A 24,635-nucleotide genomic window follows, 5' to 3' on the forward strand; every position below is an offset into this window, starting at 1 on the left:
GCGGGGCGCGGTGGCGCGATGAGGCGGCAGACGCGGCAGCTGCAGACCGCCGAGCGGCTGGCGGGGCTGCGGATGCGGCTGACGGCGCTGCTGCTGGCGCTCAACATCATCGGGCTGGCGGGCATGGGCGCGGTGGCACTGGTCGTCGACGAGCGCCAGCGGGCCGAGGCCGTCAACGCCGACCTGCACCGCACCGCGGGCACCGCGGTCGCGCTGCTCTACTACGACTCCGGCGCCCTGCTGCTGGACAAGCTCTACGACAACGCCATCGCGCAGGGGTCGACCGCGGTCTACGTGTACGAGGCCGATCGGGCCGACGTCACGCTGGTGTTCGCGCACCCGGCGCGGCTGTCCGTGATCGCGCCGCCGACACTGCTCGGACCCGCGCGCGAGGTGCGCGCCGTCGGCGACGAGCTGACCGAGGCGGTCCGCGACGAGCGGTCCGAGGTCGTACACCTGCTCGCGGTGCCGTTCCGGCACGCCGACACCGGCTCGATCGCGGGCACCGTGGTCGCGGTCGCCGACCCCGGACCCGGACAGGCCGCCCACCGGCGGCTCGCGCTCGCGCTCATCGTCGGCGGCACCGCGTTCACGGTGATGACCTGCCTGGGCGGCTACCTGCTGGCCCGGCGGGGCACCCAGCCCATCGCCGACGCGCTCACCCAGCAGGAGCGCTTCGTCGCCGACGCGGCACACGAGCTGCGCACCCCGCTGACGGTGATCCGCGCGGTCTCGGAGTCGGCGCTGGGCCTGCCCGACCGGCAGCCCGACGCGCTGCGCCGGGTCATCGCGGCCACCGACCGGCTGACCGACGCCGTCGCCGCGCTGCTCACCCGCGCCCGCCTGGTCGCCGGGCTGCGCCACCTGGAGCGTCAGCGCTTCCGGCTGGACCAGCTCGCCGAGGAGGTGCTCGCCGACACGGTCCAGCCGCCGCACACCGCGACGGCGTACACCCGCCCGGCCGTCGCCCTCGGCGACCCGACACTGGTCCGCATCGCCCTGCGCAACCTGATCCACAACGCGGTGCAGCACGGCCGCGACGGCGAGTCCCCCGCCACCATCACGCTGACCGTCGTGCCCGGCGCGGTCACCGTCCGCGACGCGGGCCCCGGCCCCGGCGCCGACCTGCCCGCCGACACCGCCGAGCGCTTCCGCCCCGGCTCCCCCAACGGCACCGGCCTCGGCCTGGCCATCGCCCACTGGGTAGCCGACCTGCACGACGGCTCCCTCACCCTGCGCCCCGCCGAAGGCGGCGGCACCGAAGCCACCCTCACCCTCCCCGCCCCCTGACCGGCGGCGCGGGGTCAGGCGGGGCTGGGGCCGGCGCGGGTGCCGATGGGGGTGACGGCGTACCAGTGGCCGTCCTGGCCGTGGCCGTTGGCGTCGCCGGGCATGCGGTCACCGGCGTACCCGTAGAGGGGCCAGCCGGCCAGGGTGAGCTGCTGGGTGCCGTCGGGGCGGGTCATCGTGCCGATGAGCTGGCGGTCGATGCCCTCGACCCGGATCGGGTCGGCGGCGGGGACGGGCAGCCAGGCCTGGGTGCAGGAGCCGGTGCAGGCCGAACGCGGCGGGTGGTTGCCGTCGAGCTCGCTGCGGTAGAGGACGTAACCCTGCGCGTCGATCACTATCCAGCCGAGCGTGTCCGAGCTGATGCCGAACAGCGCGGGCTGCAGCCCGGAGGGGCGGCCCGGGGCGGGCGGCAGGGAGGGCCGCACGGTCGCCTGGCCGTCGCCGCAGCCACCCAGTAGGGTCGCGACCAGCACAAACACGGCCGCCATCCGCCTACGGGCGGCCGACCGCGCCGTTTCCACCGGGTTACTCATGCAATCCTCACGCTCATCCGGGCAGGATAGGCGCACCCTACGTCGAGGAGGTCGGCTGTTGCGAGGGCCGCACGCACGGCTTACGGCGGCGCTGGTGCTGCTCGCACTGGCCGCGCCCGTGTCCGGCTGCGACGCGACACCCGAATCCGCCTCCCCCGCGACGCCGGTCTGCGGCCTGAAGATCGCCGTCATCGGCCCGCTCAGCGGGGCGTCGGCCGACCTGGGCACCAACATCAGGTCCGGCGCGGCGCTGGCCGTCGAGCAGTACAACGTGCGGCATCCCGGCTGCCCGGTGGCGCTGCAGGACTTCGACTCGCAGAGCGATCCCAAGCAGGCCACCGCGCTGGCCCAGCAGATCGTGGCCGACCCCGCGATCCTGGGCGTGGTCGGCCCCGCCTTCTCCGGCGAGTCCGCCGCCGCGCTGCCGCTGTTCGACCAGGGCCGGGTCACCATCATCAGCCCGTCGGCGACCCGCACCAACCTCAGCCAGCGGGGCTGGTCCACGTTCCACCGGCTGCTCGGCAACGACGCGGCGCAGGGACCGGCTGCCGCCCGCTACATCAACACGGTGCTGCGCGCCAGCAAGGCGTTCGTCATCGACGACACCGGGGCGTACGGCCGCGGCCTGGCCGACGAGGTCGCCGAGACCCTGTCGGGCAAGGTGGTGCAGCGCGCCGCCGTGCCGCCGCGGCAGGTCGACTTCTCCTCGGTGGTCAGCCAGATCCGTTCCGCCGGGGCCGACGTCGTCTTCTACGGTGGCTACTACTCCAGCGCCGGGGCCCTGCTCAAGGCGATGCGCGACGCGGGGCTGCGGGCCACGTTCGTGGGTGGCGACGGGGTCAAGGACCCCGGCTTCGTCCGCGCCGCCGGGGTGCGGGCCGCCGAGGGAGCCGTCATCACCTGCGCGTGCCTGCCCCCGGAGCGGGCCTCACGAGACTTCCCGGTGCACTACCGCGCCGGGTTCGGCAAGGACGCCGGAACATACAGCGCCGAGGCGTACGACGCCGCGTCGATCTTCCTGGCCGGTTTCGAAGCCGGTCGCACCACCCGCCGCGACATGGAGGCCTTCGTCGACGCGTACGCCCACGACGGCGTCACGGGCCGGCTGCAGTTCACCCCACAGGGTGAGCTCGTGGACTCCGCCATCGTGGTGTGGGCCTACCGCGTGACCGACGGCGCCGTCGTCGCCGCCGGCGAGATCCCCCGCACCTGACCGCCTGAGAGGAGCCCGTCCCATGTCAGCGACCCTGCTCACGGACCTCCCCCCGCTCGCCGCCGCCGCGACCACGCTCGCGGACGCGTCCCGGGCCGAGATGGCCCCGCTTGACCGCGCCCTGTCACAAGCCCCGCTGGGCGCGTTCCCCCTGCTGGAGGCGGCTTTCGGCTGGCAGGAGCTGCGGCCGTCCGGCTGGCACCGCCCCGCGGCGGCCACCGCCATCGCGCAGACCTCCTCCCCCGCCGCCGCTGCCCGGCTGGCCAGCCTGCTATCCACCCTGACCTGGGCGAACGTCGTCCGTACCGAGCGCGAGGGACTGCGGGTGGAGGTGTCGGCGGGCGCGTACAACCGGATCACCCGCGCGCTGACCGGAGCCTGGCGCAGCCGCACCCAGCTGCTGTCCGCGCCGGAGTCGCGCCAGGCCGCCCTGGGCGTGTGGCGTATGGCGATGCTGACCGGCGGCGTCGACGCCCACGCCGGCCAGCTCACGGTGCGGGCCAGCTCGCCCGCCGCCGCCCAGACCCTGGTCGCCGCGGCGGCCCGCCTGAACATGCCCGCGATCGCCGACCGCCCCCGCGAGGGCGGCCACCCGGTCCGCCTGACCGGCCGCGCCCAGGTCTACCAACTCCTCACCGAAGCCACCGGCCAGCGCTGAGCACAGCCGCGAGGCTGCCCGGTCAGTCGGTGACGCGGTGGAAGAGGTGTTCCAGGGCCAGGCGGTAGCCGTCCACACCCAGCCCGGCGATCACGCCGGTGGCCACGGCGGAGATCACCGAGTGGTGGCGGAACTCCTCGCGGGTGTGGATGTTGGAGATGTGGACCTCGATCAGGGGCCCGTCGAGCATCGCGCACGCGTCGCGTACGGCGTAGGAGTAGTGGCTCCACGCGCCAGGGTTGAGGACCACGGCGGCATGCTCGTCGGCGGCCTGGTGCAGCCAGCCGACCAGCTCGCCTTCGAGGTCGGTCTGGCGGCACTCGACGTCGAGGCCGAGCAGCGCGCCGGTCTTCTCGCACAGCTCGACGAGCGTGGCGTAGCTGGTGACGCCGTACACGTCGACCTGGCGGGTGCCGAGCCGGCCGAGGTTGACGCCGTTGAGCACGTACACCTTCATGACGGTCTCCTTCAGGAGGCGATGTCCCGGTAGGCCTGCGCGAGCAGCGCCTCGTCGTCGATCGGCACCGTGACGGGCCGGGCGATGCCGTCCAGCAGCACGAACCGCAGGGCGCGGCCGCGGGCCTTCTTGTCCACCGACATGGTGGCGCGCAGGTCGTCCCAGGCGTCGGCGGGATAGGACACCGGCAGGTCCAGCGAGCGCAGGATCGCGGCGTGGCGGTCGGCGGCGGCGGCGTCGAGGCGGCCGGTGAGCACGCCCAGGCGGGCCGCGTACACCAGTCCGACGCTGACGGCGTGCCCGTGCGACCAGCGGTAGGCCTCCCGGCGCTCGATCGCGTGGCCGAGCGTGTGGCCGTAGTTGAGGATCTCGCGCAGCCCGGACTCGCGCAGGTCCTCGCCGACGACGTGCGCCTTCACAGCGATCTTGCGTTCGATCAGCTCGCGCAGCACCGGCCCGGCCGGGTCGACGGCCGCCCGGGGGTCGGCCTCGATCAGGTCGAGGATCACCGGGTCGGCGATGAAGCCGCCCTTGACCACCTCGGCCATCCCGGCCAGCAGCTGCGCGGCCGGCAGGGTGGCCAGCGCCTCGGTGGCGCAGAGCACCCCGGCGGGCGGGTAGAACGCGCCGACCAGGTTCTTGCCCGCGGCGGTGTTCACCCCGGTCTTGCCGCCGACGGCCGCGTCGACCATGCCGTTGATGCTGGTCGACACCGGCACCCAGCGCACGCCGCGCAGCCAGCACGCGGCGACGAAACCGGCCAGGTCGGTGACCGCGCCGCCGCCGACGCCGACCACGACGTCGTTGCGCGTGAACGAGGCCTTGCCGAGGGCGTCCCAGCAGCGCTCGGCGACGCCGATCGTCTTACCGGCCTCGGCGTCGGGCACCTCGATCATCACGGGCTGCACACCGCCGTCGACCAGAAACGCGGCGGCCTGCTCGGCGTACGCGCGCACCGGCGGCGCGTACAGCACGGCGGCCCGATCCGCGCCCTTGACCAGGGCGGGCAGCTCGGCGAGCACGCCGGGGCCGACGAACACGTCGTACGGCTGCTCGCCGCCGACCGGGATGCGCGTCAGCTCCGGCATGTCAGTCCTTCAGCAGCTCGGCGAGTTCGGCGGTGATCTCCTCCGGGGTGCGCCCGTCGGTGACCACGGTGTGCACGGCGACCTCCTGGTACAGCGGCCGCCGCTGGTCGAGCAGGAAGCGCAGGGTGGCGCGGGGGTTGAAGTTCAGCAGCGGCCGTCCCTGGCCCAGCCCGACCCGCGACGCCGCGTCGGACAGCTCGACGCTGAGGTAGACCACGGTGTGCCCGGCCAGCAGCGCCCGGTTGGCCTCGGCCAGCACCGCGCCGCCGCCCAGCGCCAGCACACCGGAGTGCTCGGCGAGCGCCGCCGCGACGGCCGCGGTCTCCATGGCCCGGAAGCGTTCCTCGCCCTCGTCGATGAAGATCTCCGAGATGGGTTTGCCCGCGGTCGCCTCCACGTCGGCGTCGGTGTCGCGGAACGACACCCCGTACGCCTGGGCCAGCAACCGCCCGACGGTGGACTTGCCCGCCCCGGGCGCCCCGACCAGGACGCACAACGGCTTGCTCACGGTGTTCCCCTCCCCCGGTCCACGGTGCGGACCCGGCGGTCTCTCAGCGGATCAGCAGGTTGTCCAGGTAACCGGCGACGTTGCGGCGGATCTCGGCGACCGAGTCCCCGCCGAACTTCTCCGTGGCGGCCTCGGCCAGCACCAGGGCCATCATCGCCTCGGCGACGACCGCGGCGGCGGGCACGGCGCACACGTCGGAGCGCTGGTTGATGGCGGTGGCGACCTCGCCGGTGAGCACGTCCACGGTGGACAGCGCCCGGTTGAGCGACGAGATCGGCTTCATCGCGGCACGCACCCGCAGCGGCTCGCCCGAGGTGATGCCGCCCTCCAGGCCACCGGCCCGGTCGGTGATCCGCTTCACGCCGTCGGGCGTCGGCACGATCTCGTCGTGGGCCACCGAGCCGCGTGAGCGGGCCTGGGTGAACGCGTCGCCGATCTCCACGCCCTTGATGGCCTGGATGGACATGAGCGCGGTCGCGATGCGGGCGTCGAGCTTGCGGTCCCACTGGGTGTGCGTGCCCAGGCCCGGCGGCACGCCGTAGACCAGCACCTCGACGATGCCGCCGAGGGTGTCGGCGTCGCGTTTGGCCGCGTCGACCTCGGCGACCATGCGCTCGCTGGCCTGCGGGTCCAGGCAGCGCAGCGGGTCGGCGTCGATGCGCTCGGTGTCGCCGGGCACCGGCACCAGGCCGGACTTGGCGACCACGGAGCCGAGTTCCACCACGTGGGACAACACGTCCATGCCGAGCGCCTGCTTGATCAGGGCCTTGGCGACGGTGCCGACGGCGACGCGGGCCGCGGTCTCGCGGGCGCTGGCGCGCTCCAGGATCGGGCGGGCGTCGTCGTGGCCGTACTTCTGCATGCCTGCCAGGTCGGCGTGGCCGGGGCGGGGGCGGGTCAGCGGGGCGTTGCGGGCCTGGGCGGCCAGCAGGTCGGGGTCGACCGGGTCGGCCGACATCACGGTCTGCCACTTGGGCCACTCGGAGTTGCCGACCTGGATCGCGACCGGGCTGCCCAGGGTGCGCCCGTGGCGTACGCCGCCGAGGATCGTCACCACGTCGCGCTCGAAGGCCATCCGCGCGCCGCGGCCGTAGCCGAGCCGACGCCGGGCCAGCTCGTGGCCGATCTCGTCACTGGTGATCTCGATACCGGCGGGCACGCCGTCGAGCACGGCGACCAGCGCCTGCCCGTGCGACTCCCCTGCGGTCAGCCAACGCAACACGATCACCAGTCTGTCACGGCGCACCGGGCGGACGCCCGGCACGCCCCGCCGGTGTCACCAGACGGGACGCAGCTCACGTGAGCTGCGTCCCGGCCGTCCCACGCTCCGGTCACTTGAGTTTGATCGTGACCGGTTCGCTGCGGTCGCTGCCGACGCGGGCCACGATCTCGTACGGCCCGACCGCGGGCGAGGGCCCGGCGGGCACCCGGCGGCCCTTTTTCACACACGTGTTGCTGGTCTTGCCGTTCCAGGTCACCTGGTACGTGCGCGACTGCCCCGGCCCGAACTTGACCACCTGGTTGCCGTGCAGCGGGCCGCAGTCGTCCGACGACCACACCTTCTCGCCGTCGCGCAGCAGCTGAAGTTCCTGCAGGTCGGCCCCGACGTCACGGGTACACGAGCGCTTGGAGGTGTTCTGCACCTTCAGCGTGATGGTCAGCGGGCTCTTGCGGGCCACGGTCGTCTTGGCGGGCGCGGCGGTGACCTTCAGCTCGCCGTCGGTGCACAGCTTCTTGTCCACGCCGCTGGTCTTGGGCGCGGCCCCGGCCTGCTCGGCGTAGCGCACCCGGTAGATCTTCGACTTGGCCGCGTACGGGCCGTCCTTGACGTCGTCGGGGTACAGCGCGCTGAAGTAGAGCCCGTCCGCGCCCGCGGCCAGCCCGGCGACCGTGGACTTGCCGTTGCCGTTGTACTCGATCAGCGTCTTGGGCCCGGTGGCCTTGCCCTTGTCGTCGAAGGCGAACATGACGATGCGCTTGCCGCGCACCTGCGGGCCGGAGGCGTAGGTGGGGCCGCTCTCGGAGATGTAGGCGTTGCCGTACACCTCCTTCGGGAAGCCCGCGCCCTGCCCGCCCTCCTCCTGCACGAAGGTGATGCCGACCGGGGCGTGCGCGACGGTCCAGTTGTAGAGCGCCTTGTTCTTCATCGCGCTGTCGCCGACGTACCAGCCGAAGTCGGTGCCCCGGGTGACGCGGGCGAACCGGTCCATCGACGGGCCGTTCTCCACCGAGTAGTGCTGCCCGTCGGCGGCCCGCCACGCGCCGCCGAACGGGTTGCGGAAGCCCAGGGCGTAGATGTAGTCCTTGGCCTTGATCCCGTCCTTGGCGTCGTAGAACGGGTTGTCCTCCGGCGCGCTGCCGTCCAGGTTGACCCGCAGCACCTTGCCCCGGAAGGAGTTCTTGTCCTTGGCCGTCTTCGGCTCGAACGCGTCGGCGACGTGCACGTACAGCTTGCCGTCCGGGCCGATGGTGAGGTTGGAGATCTGGTGCGAGGCGACCATGTCCTCGCCCTTCATGTCCAGGACGGTCTTGACCCCGGTGGCGGTCATGCCGTCGTCCGAGCTGGTCAGCCGGACCACCTTCGGGTAGAGCTTGCTGCCCGCCTTGTAGACCATCGAGGCGAACAGGTCGCCGGAGGACGGTTCCACCACGATGCCGCCCAGCCCCAGCTCCCCGTCGCCGGGGAACTTGTCGGTCGGGTCGAAGTTCAGTAGATCCTTGGCGTACGTCGCGACGCTGAAGTCACCGCGGACCACCTTGATCTGACCGTAGAGCTCGTTGACGTAGAAGCGCGGCGCGTCCGGGGCATTGGGGTGCGCGGCCGCCATCGCGATGCCTACGGGCAGCGCGAACCCGGACGCGACCTCCTCCACCACGTACCCGTTCTGCAGGGCGCGCCACTGCGGCGCACCGGGCAGCGGCTCTAACTGCACGTCGGTCTGGAAGGTACGCACGGAGTACGGACTCCACTGGGTGTCCGGGTCCGCCGACGACGAGCGGAAGCGGGACCGCACCTCGAAGGTGCGCCCGGGCGGCAGCTCCGCCTTGCCGTCCAGCGCGCCGGTGAACTTGCCGTTGCCGAGGTGGGTGTGCAGGCGGGCGGCCCCGTGTACGCACGGCGCGGTCCACACCCGCTCGACGGGCTCCGGGGCGGTCGACCAGATCTCCCAGTCGCTGCAGAAGTGCTCGTCGCGTACGTCCGGGTCGGCGAACGGCTGCGCCTCCATGTGCACGTCGGCCCCGTTGAGCAGCTGTCCGTCGACCGAGGGCTCGCTGATCTGCGGGGGCAGCGGCGGGATCGACGCCATCGCGGCCGGACTGGCCGGGCTCACGAACGACACCAGTCCCGCGACCACGGTCACCACGATGGCGAGCGCCACCTCGCCGACCATGGCGACCCTGCGCGCGCTCATCTCGTACTCCCGGCTGCTCGACTACGGAACCGCGCCAGAGTACCGAGCAGATTCGGATATTACGGACGAAACACGCTGATATCGCTAGAATGCGCACGGCGGTGGGGACGGTCTGTGGTCCGGTCGCGGCGGAAGATCGCCGTTTCGGGTCAGAACCTCGGGTGGGAGCCCCGTTCTTGACACGAAACGGCGATCTTCGCAGAGCCGCGCCGCTCAGGACCGGTGCAGCGCGCGGGCGAGCACGCCCAGGTCGGGGTTGTCGGTGAAGAAGCCGTCGACGCCCGCGGACAGGTAGGCGGCGAGCTCGTCGAGGATGCGGCCGTACTCGGTGGGCACCGTGCCGTTGCGCAGGTCGGCGGGCAGGAACTGGTTCTCGGCGCGGAACGTGTACGGGTGCACCTTCAGGCCCTCGCGGTGCGCGTCGGCGATCAATGGCGTCGGCGAGCCCAGCGCGCCCTCGGCCGTACGCGCGATGACCAGGGTCTTCTCCGGACCGATGCCGTTGACCACGTCGGCCAGGCCGGACAGGCCCGCCGGGCTGAGGTAGTCGGCGTAGGAGCGCGGGTCACCGAACGGGTTGCCCGCCCCGGCCAGGAACACCAGCGGAGCCTTGACCCGGTGCGCCGTACGCAGCTCGCGCAGATTGGCCGCCTCGAAGGACTGCACGAACACCGGGGCGTCCCGGCGGTCCAGGCCGAACCGGCGCAGCGCCGCCACCAGCGGGCGCTCCAGCGGCAGGCCCGCGTTCTGGAAGTACGTCGGGTGCTTGGTCTCCGGGTAGACGCCGATCTCGCGGCGCAACTCCTTCGACAGCCGCTCGCGCAGTCGCAGCACCTCGGTGAAGGTCGGCACCTCGAACAGGCCGTTGTAGATCGTGCTGCGCTGGCGGACGGCGGGCAGCCGCTCCACCGCGCGCAGGGTCTTCAGCTCGGCCAGGGTGAAGTCCTCGGTGAACCAGCCGGTGACCGATACGCCGTCGATGGTCTTGGCGACCCGGCGGTCCGCGAACTCGGGCCGCATCGCGACGTCGGTGGTGCCCGAGATCTCGTTCTCGTGCCGGGCCACCAGCACCCCGTCGCGGGTGCTCACCAGGTCGGGCTCGATGAAGTCGGCGCCCATCCGGGCGGCCAGCTCGTACGACGCCAGGGTGTGCTCGGGCCGGTAGCCGCTGGCGCCCCGGTGCCCGACCACCAGCGGCCGGCCACGGTCATGATCACGCACCGGTCCATTGTCACGGTCGTCACCGGACGCCCAGGCAGGCACGCCGATGAGGGCGGGCGTCGCCACGGCGGCGCTCAGCGCCCCCGCGATGAAAAGGTCACGTCGGTCCATCGTCTGCTCCTCCAGGCACGGATGCTTGCCCGAGGAGTCCAGCCGCCGCGAGCGGCCGGTGACCGACGCCGGGGTGGCCTGGCGATGAATTCACCGCGAGGCCACCGCGACGCGCCTAGCGGCAGGAGTTGACCGCCAGCATCTTGTTGCGCACGGCGATGTCGTTGTCCCTGCAGAACTGCGCGTACGTCGCCGAGAAGGCCGAGTTGCCCGCCTTGTCGACCGCGACGAAGAAGTACCAGTTGCCCGCCGCGGGCTTGGCCGCACCCGCCAGCGCCGCGCGCCCCGGATTATTGATCGGCGTGGGCAGGAACAGCACGTTGTGGTTGTACGGATTGGTCTTGTCGTTCTGCTCGGCGCTGGTCATGTCCGGCGACGGTTTGCGAGGCAGCCCCTTGGACAGCCGCCAGTAGTTGATCGTCACGTCGAACTCCAGGCACGTGCAGACGCCCGCCTTCTGCTTGAAGATGCGGTTGTACGCGACCCGGGCCACCTTCGGCAGGTCGGCCGCGGTGCCCGACTCCGACTGCGCGAGCGACGCGATGACCAGCATCTCGTACGGCGCGACCTTCAACCCGCTGCGCACCGTCTGCTCGAACTTCAGCTCGGCGGCCACGGCCAGGAACCGCTTCACCATGACTTCCAGCGCGCCCTGCGCGGTGACGTCCGGCGCGAACTCGTAGGTGTCCGGGAACAGGAACCCCTCGATCGACTTCGTGACCTTCCGGCCGCCCCGGTCGAACCAGGACTCCGGCACGCCCAGCTTGACCGGGTCCTTGGCCGCGGCCTTGAAGTCGGCCTCCGGCAGGCCCAGCTTCCCGGACAGCAGCTTGTAGATCTCGAACGAGGTCAGACGCTCGGCGACGGTGACGCCCTTGACGACGCGCCGGGCCGGGTCGAGCAGCATCGTGATCGCGTCGGCGGCGCTGAGCCGCACCCGCAGCCGGTAGTGGCCCGGCTGGATCTTCGCGGCGTCCGGGTTCGCGCCCCAGGCGTCCAGGAACGCCTGCTCGCTGGCGATCACGTCCTTGGCCTTGAGCACCTTGGCCATCTGCACGCCGGTCGCCCCCACCGGGATCTCCAGCGTGATCTCGGCCGTGCCCGTCGCGGTGGTGTAGTCCGGCGTGGAGAAGAAGCCCTTGACCTTGTCGTAGCCCAGATACAGCCCGGCTCCCACCCCGACGAGCAGGAAGAGGGTCAGCATCACCGCCAGCACGGTCCGGTTGCGGCGGCGCCGGTGGCGCTGGCGCGGTCCGCGCCCCTGGGCCGGGCGGCCCGGCCTGCGCGGTTCGGGCTCGTCACCGAACGCGATGAAGAACTCTTCCGTCACCGGTATGCCTCCCCAGGGTCGCACCGACCCGGACAGGCTAGCCGCGACGGGCGTCCCGTAGTGCCCCGCGCATCGCCACGACGGGCGCACCAACTCCTGTGAACTGCTCAAACTGACCGAGAGCCTGATGGAGCAGCAGGTCCAAACCGGACACGATCGCGCAGCCCGCGCGCTGTGCCGACTCGGCCAGCGGCGTGGGCCACGGGTCGTAGAGGGCGTCGAACAGCACCGTCTTGGCCCGCCACGGCACCTGCAGGTGGTCGGCGACACCCTTGGGCACGGTCGAGATCACCACGTCGGCGTCAGCACACTGCTCCGCCTGTGACCAGCCCGCGCCGGTCAGCGGCACACCGAGCGCCGCGGCCACCGGCCGCAGTTCGTCGATCGCCTCGGCCCGGCGGGCGTACACGATGACCGACTCCGCCCCGAGCTGCGCGGCGGCCGCCACGGCGGCCCGTGCGGTGCCGCCCGCGCCGAGCACGGCGACCCCTGACGCCCCGGTGATGCCCGCCTCGCGCAGCGCGGCGACCATGCCCGGCACGTCGGTGTTGTCCGCCCGCCAGCTGCCGTCGCCCTGGTGGACGAGGGTGTTGGCGGCCCCGACGGCGGCGGCGACCGGGCTGACCGCCGTCGCGACGGTCAGCCCGACCTCCTTGAGCGGCATGGTCAGCGACAACCCCGCCCACTCGGGACCCAGGCCCGCCACGAAGGCGGGCAGGTCGGCCTCGGCGCACTCGATCGCGCTGTACGACCAGCCGGTCAGTCCCGCCGCCGCGTAGCCCGCGTTGTGCAGGACGGGCGACAGCGAGTGGCTGACCGGCTTGCCGAGGACCGCCGCGAGCATCAGCAGGAGCTCCGCTCCAGTGCGCCGTTCTTCACGGCGGTCTGGTTGTCCTTGCAGAACTGGGTGTGGGTCGCCGAGAAGGCCGAGTGGCCCTCCTTGTCGATGGCCACGAAGTAGATCCAGTCCCCCTTCGGCGGGTTCGCCGCCCCCTCCAGGGCCTTCTTGCCCGGATTGTTGATCGGGGTGGGCGGCAGGCCCTTGGCGTTGCGGTTGTACGGGTTCTTGGAGTCGGTCAGCTCCGCCTGCGTCAGGTCGCTGGAGTGCACGGGCGGCTTGCCCGCCATCTCCCGGGAGTAGTTGACGGTCACGTCGAACTGCAGGCAGTGGCAGGTGCCGATCTCGGCCACGGCCTTCTCGCTGAAGACGCGGTTGTAGGACACCCGGGCCACCTTGCCGAGGTCGTCGGCGTTGCCCGCCTCGGCCTGGGCCAGCGAGGCCACGATCAGCGCCTGGTAGGGCGAGATGTTCAGCGCGGCGGCCTTGTCGGCGTAGCCCATGTCCCCGGTGAGCTTCAGGAAACGCTCGACCATCATCGACAGCGCTTCCTTGGCCGTCACGTTCTTCGGGAACTCGTAGGTGTCCGGGAACAGGAAGCCCTCGATCGAGCGACTCTCCTTCTTGCCGTCCTCGCGCTTGAACCACCACGCGGGCACGCCCAGCGCGATCGGGTCCCTGGCGGCGGTCTTGAAGTCGGCCACGGAGATCCCGAGCTTCTCCGACAGCAGCTTGTAGATCTTGAAGGTGCTCAGGCCTTCGGCGATGAGGATGCCGTTGACCAGGCGATTCTTCGTGTCCAGCAGCATCGTGATCGCGTCGGCGGCGCTGATCTGCACGCGCAGCTTGTACAGGCCGGGCTGGATCTTCCTGGCGTCGGCGTTCTTCTCCGACGCCTCGATGAACGCCTGCTCACTCTTGATCACGTCGGCGGCCTTGAGCGCCTTGGCGATGTCCAGGCCCAGCGAGCCCTCCTTGATGGTCACCTCGACCTCGGCGGACTCGGCCGCGCTGGTGTAGTCGGGGGTCACCAGGAAACTCTTGATCTTGTCGTAGCCCAGGTAGGCGCCGCCGGCCAGACCACCCAGCAAGAACAGGGTGAGGAAGAGCGCGAGGAAGGAGCGGCCACGGCCGCGCTTCTTCTTTTTCTTCTTCTTGTTGTTCCGGCCACGGTTGTTGTCCACCCCGTGCCGACGCCGCTGTTGGCCGCGTTCGGGGTGCTCCTCGAACGACAGGAAAAGCTCGTCAGTCATCGGTGCCCTCTCGCGTACGGGTCGCCATCGGCGGCTACGTTACACGTGAAGGGTTTTGCACACCCCCGCCCGGACGGCGGGTTTTCAGTCGCCACCCAGGATCTAACGGATGTATCCGGACAAGACCGGCGGGTCAACAAGAGCTCTGCTGGAGCACCTTGTTCTTCACGGCAGTCTCGTTGTCCTGGCAGAACTCCTCGAACGTCTCCGAGAAGGCCGAGTGGCCCTGCCTGTCGGTCGCCACGAAGTAGTACCAGTCACCCTTCGGGGGCGACATCGCGCCCTCCAGCGCCGCCTTGCCGGGGTTGTTGATCGGCGTGGGGATCATCCCCTCGGCGTTGCGGTTGTACGGGTTCTTGGCGTCGGTCAGCTCGTCGTGGCTGAGCCCGCTCGACGGCTTGGGGTCCTTGCCCGCCAGCTCACGCGAGTAGTTCACGGTCACGTCGAACTGGAAGCAGGCACAGGTCAGGTCGGGGATGCGCTTGTAGACCCGGTTGTAGGCGACCCGGGCCACCTTGCCGAAGTCGTCGGCGTTGCCCGCCTCGGCCTGGGCCAGCGAGGCCACGATCAGCGCCTCGTAGGGCGCGATGCCGCCGAGTTCGGCAGGCACGGTGTCGGCGAAGTTCATGCTGCCGGTGACCGTCAGGAACCGGTTGACCATGACCCGCAGCATGCTCTCCGCGGTGGCGTTGGGCGCGAACTCGTAGGTGTCGGGGAACAGGAAGCCCTCGACCGACGGGGTGACCTTCTTGTCGTCGGTACGGTTGAACCACCAGTCGGGCACCCCGAGCGCGAGCGGGTCCTCGGCGGCGGCCCTGAAGTCGGCCTCGGCGATGCCGGTCTTGGCCGCCAGCAGCTTGAACACCCGGAACGAGCTGAGCCCCTCCGGGATGGTGATCCCGTTGACGATCCGGTTCTTCAGGTCCAGCAGCCGCAGCACGGCGTCCTTGGCGCTCATGTGGGTGCGCATCTTGTAGAAGCCCGGCTGGATGCGCAGCGCGTCCGGGTTGCGCTCACCGGCCTCCACGAAGGCCTTCTCGCTGGCGATGACCCCGGCCGCCTTCAGCGTACGGGCGATGTCGGCCTGGGTGTCACCGCTCTTGATCTCGACCTGCACCTCGGTGCCGTCGGCCGAGGTCGCCCAGTCGGAGGCGCCCAGCGCCCCACTGATCTTCTTGTAGACCACGACGGCGCCGACACCCAGCGCCCCGAGCAGCACCAGCGCCAGGCACATGGCCAGCACGGAGCGCATGCGACCGAACCGTCTGCGCTGACGACTCGCCTCGCCCGGCGGCAACTCCTGCCGGGGATCTCCGTCGTGGTCGTCGTCGAAAGCACGGTCCAGTTCGTCGATCATCCTGCTCGCCTTCGCTGCGCGTCGAGCCAACCCTGCAGGATCTCCACCGCGGCCGCCTGGTCTACGACGGCACGCTGCCGCTTGCCCCGGACACCGCGGTCGGCGAGCCGCCGGGTGGCCGTGACGGTGGACATCCTCTCGTCAGCGAGCACCACCGGCACCGGCGCGATCAAACCGGCCAGGGCGTCGGCGTATGCCCTCACGTGCTTGGCCGCCGGACCCTCGACCCCGGCGAGGTTGATGGGCAGGCCCACCACCACCTCCACCGTGCCATGGTCGGCCACCAGGCGCGCTATCTCGACCATATCAGCTGAAATGTCTGAATCATCCGGTTTTGCTTGGCGAGCCACCGTGACCAGCGGCGTTGCCAAGATCCCGTCCGGATCGCACACCGCCACCCCGATCCGCACCGTGCCCACGTCGACACCCAGCCGCACCCCACGGGTCCACGTCATGACTTCGCCTCCACACGAAAGGCCGGAGCCCCGCCCCGTGCCGAACACGGCGGGGGCGGGGCTCCGGATGGATTACTCGGATCAGCGGCTCTGGACCGCGTTCTGCACCGCGCCCAGCAGGTGCGGGGCCTGGTCGGCAGGCACGCCGCCACCCTGCGCCAGGTCGGCGTTGCCACCGCCCCGGCCCGACAGCGCACCCTTGACCAGGTCCTGCGCGGACAGGCCGCGCGACTTGGCCGCGTCGTTGATCGCCACGATCAGCGACGCCTTGCCGTTGGCCCGCGAGGCCACCGCGACGACCGCGGGACGGTCCGCCGGGAAGCGGCCGCGCACCTCCTGCGCCAGCGTGCGCACGTCGTTGACCGCCGCGCCCTCCGGCGCCTCGGTGCCCACGTACGCCACACCGCCCAGGTCCAGCGCGCCCTCGGCCAGCGCCGCGGCCCCGCCGAGCACCAGCTGCGCGCGCATCTTCTCCAGCTCGCGCTCCGCGTCGCGCAACTGCGCCACGGTCTGCTCGACCCGGTCGCCGACCTCCTCGCGCGGCACCCGGTACATCTCCGCCAGGCGCGACACCAGCACGTGCTCCTTGGCCAGGTGCCGGAACGCGTCCATGCCGACCAGCGCGTCGACCCGGCGCACCCCGGAGCCGATGGACGCCTCCGACAGGATCTTCACCAGGCCCAGCTGGCCCGAGCGGGCCGCGTGGGTGCCACCGCACAGCTCGCGGGCGTACTCGCCGACCTCGACGACGCGCACGTACTCGCCGTACTTCTCGCCGAACAGCGCCATCGCGCCAAGCCGCTTGGCCTCGGCCTGCGAGGTGACGAACGCGCGCACCTCCAGGTCGCTCATCAGCACCTCGTTGACCTGCTGCTCGACGTCGTGCAGCACGCTGGCCGACACCGCGCCGGGGGTGTTGAAGTCGAACCGCAGGCGGCCCGGCGCGTTCAGCGAACCCGCCTGGGTCGCCGACTCGCCGAGGAAGTTGCGCATGGTCTGGTGCACCAGGTGCGTCGCGGTGTGCGCCCGCGAGATCGCCCGGCGGCGCTCCACGTCGATCTGGGCGTACCCGGCCTCGCCGGAGCGGACCTCGCCCTCCACGACCCGCGCCTTGTGCACGATCAGGCCCGGCAGCGGCTGCTGCACGTCGAGCACCTCGACCTTGCCGCCGCCGACCGTGATGACACCGAGGTCGGGCAGCTGGCCGCCGCCCTCGGCGTAGAACGGCGTGACGTCGAGCACGACCTCGACCAGCTCGCCCTCACCCGCCGACGTGATCAGGCCCGCGCCGCCGATCAGCGCGCGCACCTTCGACTCCCGCGACACCTCGGCGTAACCGGTGAACTCCACCGCCCCGCCCGCGTCGAGCGCGCCCCGGTACGCCGACAGGTCCGCGTGGCCCGTCTTGCGCGCCTGCGCGTCGGCCTTGGCCCGCTTGCGCTGCTCGGCCATCAGCCGCTTGAACCCGTCGGTGTCCACCGACAGGCCCTGCTCGGCCGCGATCTCCAGGGTCAGGTCGATCGGGAAGCCGTACGTGTCGTGCAGCTGGAACGCCTTGTCACCGGCGAGGGACTTGCCGCCCGCCTTCTTGGTGTCGGCGACCGCCACGTCCAGGATCGTGGTGCCCGCGCGCAGCGTCGTGCGGAACGCCTCCTCCTCGGCGTACGCGTACTGCGAGATGCGGCCGAAGTCCGTCGCGATCTCCGGGTACGACGGCGACATCGAGTCGCGCGCCACCGGCAGCAGCTCCGGCAGCGCCGGGTCCTCGTAGCCGAGCAGGCGCATCGCCCGGATCGCCCGGCGCATGATGCGGCGCAGCACGTAGCCGCGGCCCTCGTTCGACGGGGTCACGCCGTCGCCGATCAGCATCAGCGAGGTGCGCACGTGGTCGGCGATGACGCGCAGCCGCACGTCGTCGGGGTGCGACTCGGCCGCCGTGGTGGTGTGCCCGACGTTGTAGCGCTTGCCGGTCAGCTCACACGCCTTGTCGATCAGCGGGCGGACCTCGTCGATCTCGTAGAGGTTGTCGACGCCCTGCATGATCGAGGCCATCCGCTCCAGGCCCATGCCGGTGTCGATGTTCTTCGCCGGCAGCTCGCCCAGGATCGGGTAGTTCTCCTTGTCGGTGCCCGGACCCCGCTCGTACTGCATGAAGACGTTGTTCCAGACCTCCATGTAGCGGTCCTCGTCGACCTCCGGACCACCCTCGCGCCCGTACGCCGGACCGCGGTCGATGTAGATCTCCGAACACGGGCCGCACGGCCCCGGGATGCCCATGGACCAGAAGTTGTCCGCCTTGCCGCGGCGCACGATGCGCTCCGCGGGCAGGCCGACGGCACGCCAGTAGCCGATCGACTCGTCGTCGTCGAGATACACCGTCGCCCAGATCTTGTCCTGGTCGATGCCGTAACCGCCCGCGTCCAGCGGCTTGGTCATCAGGTCCCAGGAGAGGCGGATCGCCTCCTCCTTGAAGTAGTCGCCGAAGGAGAAGTTGCCGTTCATCTGGAAGAACGTGCCGTGCCGCGAGGTCTTGCCGACCTCGTCGATGTCCGGGGTACGGATGCACTTCTGCACGCTGACCGCGCGCCGGAACGGCGGGGTCTGCTGGCCCAGGAAGTAGGGCACGAACTGCACCATGCCGGCGTTGACGAACAGCAGGTTCGGATCGTCGATGGCCGGCAGCGGAGCGCTCGGGACCACGGCGTGCCCGTTGGCCTCGAAATGCGCCAGGAAACGTCGTTTGACTTCCGCGGTCCTCATCGCTGCTGCTCGCCTTCCTGCTGCTGCTTGAACTGATAGAACTTGCTGCCGACGCCGTGTGCCCACGGCAGGTCGACGGGCTCGATGGAGACGCCGTCGGAGAAGGCTGCGAACAGTTGCTCCTCGCGATCGGCCATGCCGTCGCGGACGTCATCCATAAAGCTACGCACCGAGCCCGCGGCGTGACCAATGGATTCCTGAGCGGTCCCGGCCAGCCCCGCCGGGGTGAACTTACGCGCCTGGCGGGTCACCAACCGCACCACCACGACGCCGACGCCGATGCCCACACCGAGCCAGAGCAGTCTGCGGATCACGGCTCAGCCCCGCCGGGTGCGCTTGCGCGCCTTGAGCTCGTCACGCACCGACTTCGCCTCGTCGGCCTCCTTGCGGGCCGACGTCGCGCGCCGTACGCCGTAGGTGAACGCGGCCGCCTTGACCAGCGGGCTGGCCGCGGTCGCCGAGACCACACTCACCAGGTTCGAGATGTTGGCCGTGGTCGACGCCAGGTGCTGGGTCATCACGTCGACCTTCGCCAGCTGCACGTTCACCCCGTCCAGCGTGACCTGGGTCTGCCCGAGCGCCGTGTTGACGTTGTCCACGGTCAGGTTCACGTTGTCCAGGATGGGCCCCGTACGCTGACTGACCTGCCGCAACGTCACCGTGGCGGCGTCGACGGTGTGCCGCAGCCGCAGGATCGGCACGGCAAGCACCAGCACCAGCATCGCGAACGCACCCGCCGCGATCAGCGCCGCGATCTCGCCTCCAGACATGCCACATCCTCCGCACGTCGCACTTTGTCCTGACGTGCAGACCCTACCGTCCGCCGCGACGGCGCTCGCAGCAGCCGGGCTCAGCTCGCCGAGGGTGTCGGGGCAGGACTCTCCTCACCGGTCTCCTCGTCCCCCTCGGTGCCGGGGCCGCCGTCAGGATCCCCGGTGTAGCGCAGGCGGTCGTCCGCGACCGTGTTCTGCACCTTGATCGTCACCGCGGAGCCCGTGCAGGCGTCGGCGTTGCCCGCGGGCGGGGCCGAGGCCGCGGCCGGCGGATCCGCGCTGGGCTCCGTCGACGGCGCCGCGCTCGGCCCGATGGTCGGCCGGTTACGCAGCAGGTCGGTGCACTCGGGCGTGGTGATCGGACGAACCCACAGGTCGAGGGTGAACTCGTCCCGGCGCCAGCAGGAGTACTTGCCCTCGCCGCCCTCGTCCAGCACGCAGCTCGGCACGTCCCAGCGGGCCCACCCGGCATCGGTGAGCGCCTTCTGGTACGCCGTCGTGGTGTCGTCGATGCCCCGCGCGGACTCCAGCGAGCGCTCGCGGTAGCGGCAGTCGATCAGGCACCAGCGGCTGCCGTAGATGTTGTCCACGGTCTTGCCCGAGGTGACCGCCCACGTCGGCACGTCCAGCGCGTCCAGGGTGGTCAGCACCGGGTCACGGGTCGCCGCGCGCAGCACGAAGTAGAACGGCAGCGCGCCGACGACGACGGCCACCAGCGCGATCAGCGTCCACATGCGCAGCCGCTGCTGCTCACGCAGCTGCTTGCGTACCTCCGACCGGGCCCCGCGGATGACCTCGACACCCGCGGCCAGCCCGGGGCGGCGATCCCCCGCGGGCGGCACCACGGCGTTGGGGTCCGGCGGGCGCACCGCGATCGGCTCGGGACGGCCCGGCGGGCGTCCACCGGCCGGACCGGGACCCGCCGGGGGACCACCGGCCATACCGGGACCCATCGGCGCGCCGCCCAGCACAGGGCCACCGGCCAGACCGGGACCACCCATCGGGCCGGGACCCGCGACGGGACCGCCCTGCTTCGGGCCGGGTCCGGCGTGCGGCGCGGCCATCGGGCCGGGTACGGCCTGCGGCGGCATACCGCCCATCGGGGCCGGTCCGCCGTGGGCCGGACCGGGCGGCGGGATCGGCACGCCACCCCGGTTCGGGCGGCCCTGGGCGGGCGGCGGGGAGACCGGGGCGACCGCCGGGAACCCGGCGCGCTGCGGCTCGGGGCGCACCGGCGGGCGGGCCACCGGTGATCCCGGCATACCGGCCGGGGCGGGCGGCATCGCCGGGCGGCCGCGCGTGGCGTCCGGAGCCGGAGTGCCGGTGATGCGCGAGATCTCGCCGGTACGGGTGGGGTCCATCTCACGGCGGCGGACCACCGGCGGCTCACCACCGGGTTTGCGCAGCGGCGGCTCCGGACGGGTCCGGCCCGGCGGCGGCTCCATCGGCGCGGGCTCGGGACGGCCCCGGCGCGGCTCCTCGGCCTCCGGACGGCCGGTCCGGCGTCCCGTGGGCTCGTCCACGCCGTGGCGACGGCTGCCGGTGTCGTCAGCGGCGGCACGGCGGCCCGACGGCTCCTCGGCGGCCCGGCGGCCGGTGGGCTCATCGACCGCTCTGCGCCCCGACGGCTCCTCCGCGGCGCGGCGGCCGGTCGGCTCCTCGGCGGCGCGGCGGTGGCCGCCGGTCGGCTCCTCGTCGACCCGGCGGCGGCCGCCGGAGGTGTCCTCGGGGCGGCGGCGAGCGCCGGAGGTGTCGTCGTCGGCGCGGCGGCGGCCCGAGGGCTCCTCCTCCGCCCGTCGGCGGCCGGTCGGGATGTCCTCGCCGCGCTGCGCTACCCCGGTGTCCTCACCGGCACGACGGCGGCCGGACGGCTCCTCCTCGGACCTGCGGCGGCCCGCGGGCGGCTCGTCCGGGGTACGCCTGCGGCCACCCTGGGTGTCCTCCGGCGCACGGCGCTCGCCGGCGGAGGCGTCCTCGTCGCGGCGGCGGGCGGCCGGAGCGTCACCGCCGCGCGGGCGGCGGCCCGCGTCCGCCGGAGCACCCGGGGCACCGGCCGGGGCGGCGTCGTCGCTCAGCGCGCTCAACTTGTCCCAGCGGCTGCTGCCGCCGTCGGTGAAGTCGGTGTCGTCGAACTGGTCCTTGGCCTGCTTCGCACCGCGCAGGTCGTCGAGCCAGCCGGTCTCCTCCTGCGGGACGTCCTCGGCCTCACCGCCGCGGCCCTTCTTGCGGCCCCGTCCGTCGGTCGCGTCGGCCCTGCTCATCGCTTCTCCTCGCTGCGCTCGCTCGCGGACTTGTCCTCGCCGCGGCCGGTGTTGCCGGTTCCCCGGACCACGGCGCGCAACTTCGGCAGGCGTTCGGCGATCTGCCGTTCGCCGCCGTGTCCGGTGGGACGGTAGTAGTCGACGTCGACGAGATCGTCGGGCGGGTACTGCTGACCCACCACACCTCGGGCGTCGTCGTGCGGGTAGCGGTAGCCGACACCGTGGCCCAGGCCCTTGGAGCCCGCGTAGTGGGCGTCGCGCAGGTGCGGGGGGACCGCACCGGCCTTGCCGGCGCGTACGTCGGCGATCGCCGCGAAGATGGCCGTGGTGACCGCGTTGGACTTGGGCGCGGTCGCCAGGTGCGCGACCGCCTGGGCCAGGTTCAGCTGCGCTTCGGGCAGCCCCACGTGCTGCACCGCGTACGAGGCGTTCACCGCGGCGGTCAGCGCCGTCGGGTCGGCCAGGCCGACGTCCTCGCTGGCGAAGATGATCAGGCGGCGGGCGATGAAGCGCGGGTCCTCCCCGGCGGTCAGCATCCGGGCCAGGTAGTGCAGTGCCGCGTCCACGTCCGAACCGCGCATGCTCTTGATGAACGCGCTGATCACGTCGTAGTGGGCGTCGCCCGCGCGGTCGTAGCGCAGCGCGGCCACGTCGACCGCGCGCTCGGCGGTGGCCACGTCGATCTCGGGCACGCCGTCGCCGTCGTGGATCGCGAGCGCCGAACCGGCCGCCGCCTCCAGCGCGGTGAGCGCCTTGCGTACGTCGCCACCGGCCAGGCGTACCAGATGGTCCTCGGCCTCGGGGGCGATGGTGACCGTCCCGGCCAGCCCGCGCGGGTCGGTCAGCGCGCGGCGCACCAGGCCGCGCACCGCGTCGTCGTCCAGCGGCTTGAGGGTCAGCAGCACGCAGCGCGACAGCAGCGGCGAGATGATCGAGAAGTACGGGTTCTCCGTGGTCGCCGCGAGCAGCGTCACCGTACGGTCCTCGACCGCCGCCAGCAGCGAGTCCTGCTGGGTCTTGGTGAACCGGTGCACCTCGTCGATGAACAGCACGGTGGGCGCGCCACCAGCCCTGCGGCGCCGTCGCGCGGTGTCGATGACCTCGCGCACCTCCTTGACCCCGGCGGTCAGCGCCGACATCGCCACGAAGTGCCGGTCGTCGGCCTCGGCGACCAGGTGCGCGATCGTGGTCTTGCCGCAGCCGGGCGGCCCCCACAGGATCACCGACATCGGCGCACCGCCCGCGACCAGGCGGCGCAGCGGCGCACCCGGCGCGAGCAGGTGGTCCTGCCCGACGAGCTCGTCGATGCCGGACGGGCGCAACCGGACCGCCAGCGGGGCGTCCGCCGACGGCGCCTCGAACCCCGGCGAGCCGACCCGGCGATCGGCTGCCGCAGGCTCCAGCGAGAAGAGGCCGTCGGTCTGCATCACGCAGACGATACCCGGCACCGCGACAGGCCGCTTCAGCCGATCTTCACCCTCGCGACCGGTAAGGTGGCCGCGTGGCTCTCACCCCTGACTTCTACGGACGTGACGACCTGCTCGCGAAGCTGGACGACCACCCCTACGCGCGCCTCACGGCGGGCGGCGACGACGTACGCGGGTACGTCCTGCCCGGCGCGCTGGCCTGGACCTCGCTCGGCCCCTGGGGCCCGATCGCCGCCTCGCTCGGCGACGCGGCCGCGACCGCCGCGCTGTTCTCGCGGCTCGCCGCCGACCGCGCGCTGACCACGGGAACCTGGGTCCACCTCCCCCGGATCGGCCGTGCCGAGGCTGCCGCGGCGCTGACCGCCGACGCGCACGACGACTGGGAGTACCTGTGGACCGCCGACGCCCCCGCCCCGCATCCGGGTGAGGCGGCCGTGGTCGCCCTCGACCCCGGCGAGCACGACGCCGTCGCCGCCGTGCTCGATGACGCGCTGCCCGACAGCACCAGCCGACCCAGCGACCCCCGCATCCGGCAGTGGCACGGCATCCGCGAGCACGGCCGCCTGGTCGCCGTCGCGGGCGACCGCAGCCTGAACGGCGTCGGCTTCCTGGCCGGCATCGCCGTCGCGTCGACCGCCCAGGGCCGCGGCCACGGCGCCGCGATCACCACCGCCCTGACCCGCCGCCTGATCGCCGAGTTCGGCGTCAGCTCCCTGGGCGTCATGTCCGACAACACCCGCGCCCTGACCCTCTACCACCGCCTCGGCTACACCGCCGCGATCCCCCGCACCTCGCTCCGCCTGTCCTGACCCACCGCCTCCGCATAGACGTTGGCCTATCTGGATGAGTATTTTTGGATCGAACCCATCCAGATAGGCCAACGTCTATCACAGGGGAGGTGCGGCCGAGTGTCGCTGGCCCTGGGGGTGGTCGGGGGCGGGGGTCACCAGGGCAGGGCGGTGTCGGGCAGCAGGTCGAGCAGGTAGGCCCCGGCGAGTACGGAGCCGACGGTCCAGAGCAGGAAGACGAACACCCAGAACCCGCCCGGCAGCCGCGTGATCCCCGCGAGCTGGTCTGGGTCGGAGCGCATGCCGCTGCCCCGCCGCCGGTGCAGCTGCACCTCCACCACCGGCCGCACCCCACCGACGAGCAGGAACCACACCCCGGTGTACGCGAACAGCGCCTGCCACGGCGCACTCGCGTACCAGGACACGGCGAACACCGCCGCACCCGTGGCCAGGATCAGCAGCAGCCCGTAGAAGTTGCGGATCATGACGAGGATCGGGACCAGCAGCAGGATCGTCAGCCACAGCAGCAGCCGGATGTGCCCCCGGTCGAGCAGCGCCGCACCGCCGATGCCGAGCAGCGACGGGGTCGCGTACCCGGCGAGCAGGGTGACGGCCATGCCGAGCCCGGTCGGCTTGCCCTTCATGATGGTCAGCCCCGACGTGTCCGAGTGCAGCCGGATGCCGCGCAGCCGCCGCCCGGTCAGCACCGCCGCGGCCGCGTGCCCGCCCTCGTGCGCGATCGTGATGGCGTTGCGCACCACCCGCCAGGACGTGTTCACGCCGACCAGCGCCAGCGCGATCAGCGCCGCCCCGGCCACGACCCCGAACGGGGGCTGCGCCTGCGCACCGAGAATGTCACCGAGGGGGATCGACATCAGCGCACCCTACCCGCGCTCCCCCA

General features: G+C 72.1%; 22 protein-coding genes. 4 read left to right on the forward strand and 18 right to left on the reverse strand.

What is annotated here, in order from left to right:
- Positions 1 to 18: 18 nt before the first annotated feature.
- The gene (locus HAV40_RS30625) at positions 19 to 1,290 is read left to right on the forward strand and encodes a sensor histidine kinase (protein WP_166387407.1); all 1,272 of its coding nucleotides are present in this window, start codon (positions 19 to 21) and stop codon (positions 1,288 to 1,290) included.
- Between the two features lie 14 nt (positions 1,291 to 1,304).
- On the opposite strand, the gene HAV40_RS30630 is transcribed toward HAV40_RS30625, so the two are convergent.
- On the reverse strand, positions 1,305 to 1,778 hold the full coding sequence (locus HAV40_RS30630) for a hypothetical protein (RefSeq protein ID WP_166387409.1): 474 nt from the start codon (positions 1,776 to 1,778) through the stop codon (positions 1,305 to 1,307).
- Positions 1,779 to 1,881: 103 nt separating this feature from the next.
- Here HAV40_RS30630 and HAV40_RS30635 point away from each other — a divergent pair, with 103 nt between their 5' ends.
- A complete protein-coding gene (locus HAV40_RS30635) occupies positions 1,882 to 3,036 on the forward strand; it encodes a branched-chain amino acid ABC transporter substrate-binding protein (protein ID WP_239086854.1) in 1,155 nt (384 codons plus the stop codon).
- A gap of 22 nt (positions 3,037 to 3,058) precedes the next feature.
- Positions 3,059 to 3,694 carry a hypothetical protein gene (locus tag HAV40_RS30640; protein WP_166387413.1) on the forward strand — a complete coding sequence of 212 codons (636 nt, stop codon included), beginning with the start codon at positions 3,059 to 3,061 and terminating at the stop codon, positions 3,692 to 3,694.
- Positions 3,695 to 3,716: 22 nt separating this feature from the next.
- Here HAV40_RS30640 and aroQ read toward each other — a convergent pair whose 3' ends face one another.
- From aroQ to HAV40_RS30720, 16 genes are all read right to left on the reverse strand, one after another.
- Positions 3,717 to 4,151: a type II 3-dehydroquinate dehydratase gene (gene aroQ, locus HAV40_RS30645; protein WP_166387415.1), complete on the reverse strand. Its 435-nt coding sequence runs from the start codon at positions 4,149 to 4,151 to the stop codon at positions 3,717 to 3,719.
- An 11-nt stretch (positions 4,152 to 4,162) separates the two neighbouring features.
- Positions 4,163 to 5,239: a 3-dehydroquinate synthase gene (aroB, locus tag HAV40_RS30650; protein WP_166387417.1), complete on the reverse strand. Its 1,077-nt coding sequence runs from the start codon at positions 5,237 to 5,239 to the stop codon at positions 4,163 to 4,165.
- Between the two features lies 1 nt (position 5,240).
- The gene (locus HAV40_RS30655) at positions 5,241 to 5,747 is read right to left on the reverse strand and encodes a shikimate kinase (RefSeq protein ID WP_239086855.1); all 507 of its coding nucleotides are present in this window, start codon (positions 5,745 to 5,747) and stop codon (positions 5,241 to 5,243) included.
- 43 nt (positions 5,748 to 5,790) lie between these two features.
- Positions 5,791 to 6,969 (reverse strand): chorismate synthase, encoded by a 1,179-nt coding sequence (gene aroC / locus HAV40_RS30660; protein ID WP_166387419.1) that lies wholly within the window; start codon positions 6,967 to 6,969, stop codon positions 5,791 to 5,793.
- Between the two features lie 109 nt (positions 6,970 to 7,078).
- Positions 7,079 to 9,160 carry a PQQ-dependent sugar dehydrogenase gene (locus tag HAV40_RS30665; protein WP_166387421.1) on the reverse strand — a complete coding sequence of 694 codons (2,082 nt, stop codon included), beginning with the start codon at positions 9,158 to 9,160 and terminating at the stop codon, positions 7,079 to 7,081.
- Positions 9,161 to 9,373: 213 nt separating this feature from the next.
- Positions 9,374 to 10,492, reverse strand: a complete 1,119-nt coding sequence (locus HAV40_RS30670) for a glycerophosphodiester phosphodiesterase (RefSeq protein ID WP_166387423.1) — start codon at positions 10,490 to 10,492, stop codon at positions 9,374 to 9,376.
- A 115-nt stretch (positions 10,493 to 10,607) separates the two neighbouring features.
- Positions 10,608 to 11,822 carry an endolytic transglycosylase MltG gene (gene mltG / locus HAV40_RS30675; protein ID WP_239086856.1) on the reverse strand — a complete coding sequence of 405 codons (1,215 nt, stop codon included), beginning with the start codon at positions 11,820 to 11,822 and terminating at the stop codon, positions 10,608 to 10,610.
- Between the two features lie 37 nt (positions 11,823 to 11,859).
- Positions 11,860 to 12,666 (reverse strand): shikimate dehydrogenase, encoded by an 807-nt coding sequence (locus HAV40_RS30680; RefSeq protein WP_166387425.1) that lies wholly within the window; start codon positions 12,664 to 12,666, stop codon positions 11,860 to 11,862.
- On the reverse strand, positions 12,666 to 13,913 hold the full coding sequence (gene mltG / locus HAV40_RS30685; RefSeq protein WP_166387426.1) for an endolytic transglycosylase MltG: 1,248 nt from the start codon (positions 13,911 to 13,913) through the stop codon (positions 12,666 to 12,668). Before mltG (HAV40_RS30685) ends, HAV40_RS30680 begins: the two co-directional genes overlap by 1 nt.
- A gap of 133 nt (positions 13,914 to 14,046) precedes the next feature.
- Positions 14,047 to 15,270 carry an endolytic transglycosylase MltG gene (gene mltG, locus HAV40_RS30690; RefSeq protein ID WP_166387428.1) on the reverse strand — a complete coding sequence of 408 codons (1,224 nt, stop codon included), beginning with the start codon at positions 15,268 to 15,270 and terminating at the stop codon, positions 14,047 to 14,049.
- Complete coding sequence (gene ruvX, locus HAV40_RS30695) at positions 15,267 to 15,725, reverse strand: Holliday junction resolvase RuvX (protein WP_155389945.1); 459 nt, start codon at positions 15,723 to 15,725, stop codon at positions 15,267 to 15,269. The genes mltG (HAV40_RS30690) and ruvX overlap by 4 nt, the downstream gene beginning before the upstream one ends.
- An 81-nt stretch (positions 15,726 to 15,806) precedes the next feature.
- Complete coding sequence (gene alaS / locus HAV40_RS30700) at positions 15,807 to 18,485, reverse strand: alanine--tRNA ligase (RefSeq protein WP_166387430.1); 2,679 nt, start codon at positions 18,483 to 18,485, stop codon at positions 15,807 to 15,809.
- Complete coding sequence (locus HAV40_RS30705) at positions 18,482 to 18,799, reverse strand: hypothetical protein (protein WP_203671762.1); 318 nt, start codon at positions 18,797 to 18,799, stop codon at positions 18,482 to 18,484. Before HAV40_RS30705 ends, alaS begins: the two co-directional genes overlap by 4 nt.
- Before the next feature lie 3 nt (positions 18,800 to 18,802).
- Positions 18,803 to 19,255 carry a DUF948 domain-containing protein gene (locus HAV40_RS30710; protein WP_166387432.1) on the reverse strand — a complete coding sequence of 151 codons (453 nt, stop codon included), beginning with the start codon at positions 19,253 to 19,255 and terminating at the stop codon, positions 18,803 to 18,805.
- An 80-nt stretch (positions 19,256 to 19,335) separates the two neighbouring features.
- On the reverse strand, positions 19,336 to 21,519 hold the full coding sequence (locus tag HAV40_RS30715; protein ID WP_166387434.1) for a hypothetical protein: 2,184 nt from the start codon (positions 21,517 to 21,519) through the stop codon (positions 19,336 to 19,338).
- Positions 21,516 to 22,946: a replication-associated recombination protein A gene (locus HAV40_RS30720; protein WP_166387436.1), complete on the reverse strand. Its 1,431-nt coding sequence runs from the start codon at positions 22,944 to 22,946 to the stop codon at positions 21,516 to 21,518. Before HAV40_RS30720 ends, HAV40_RS30715 begins: the two co-directional genes overlap by 4 nt.
- Before the next feature lie 74 nt (positions 22,947 to 23,020).
- Between HAV40_RS30720 and HAV40_RS30725 the strand changes: the two genes are divergently transcribed.
- Positions 23,021 to 23,755, forward strand: a complete 735-nt coding sequence (locus tag HAV40_RS30725; protein WP_166387438.1) for a GNAT family N-acetyltransferase — start codon at positions 23,021 to 23,023, stop codon at positions 23,753 to 23,755.
- Between the two features lie 134 nt (positions 23,756 to 23,889).
- Here HAV40_RS30725 and HAV40_RS30730 read toward each other — a convergent pair whose 3' ends face one another.
- Positions 23,890 to 24,609, reverse strand: a complete 720-nt coding sequence (locus HAV40_RS30730; protein ID WP_166387440.1) for a M50 family metallopeptidase — start codon at positions 24,607 to 24,609, stop codon at positions 23,890 to 23,892.
- Positions 24,610 to 24,635 lie beyond the last annotated feature (26 nt).

It is taken from the genome of Catellatospora methionotrophica, assembly GCF_011297335.1.
Lineage (GTDB): Bacteria > Actinomycetota > Actinomycetes > Mycobacteriales > Micromonosporaceae > Catellatospora > Catellatospora methionotrophica.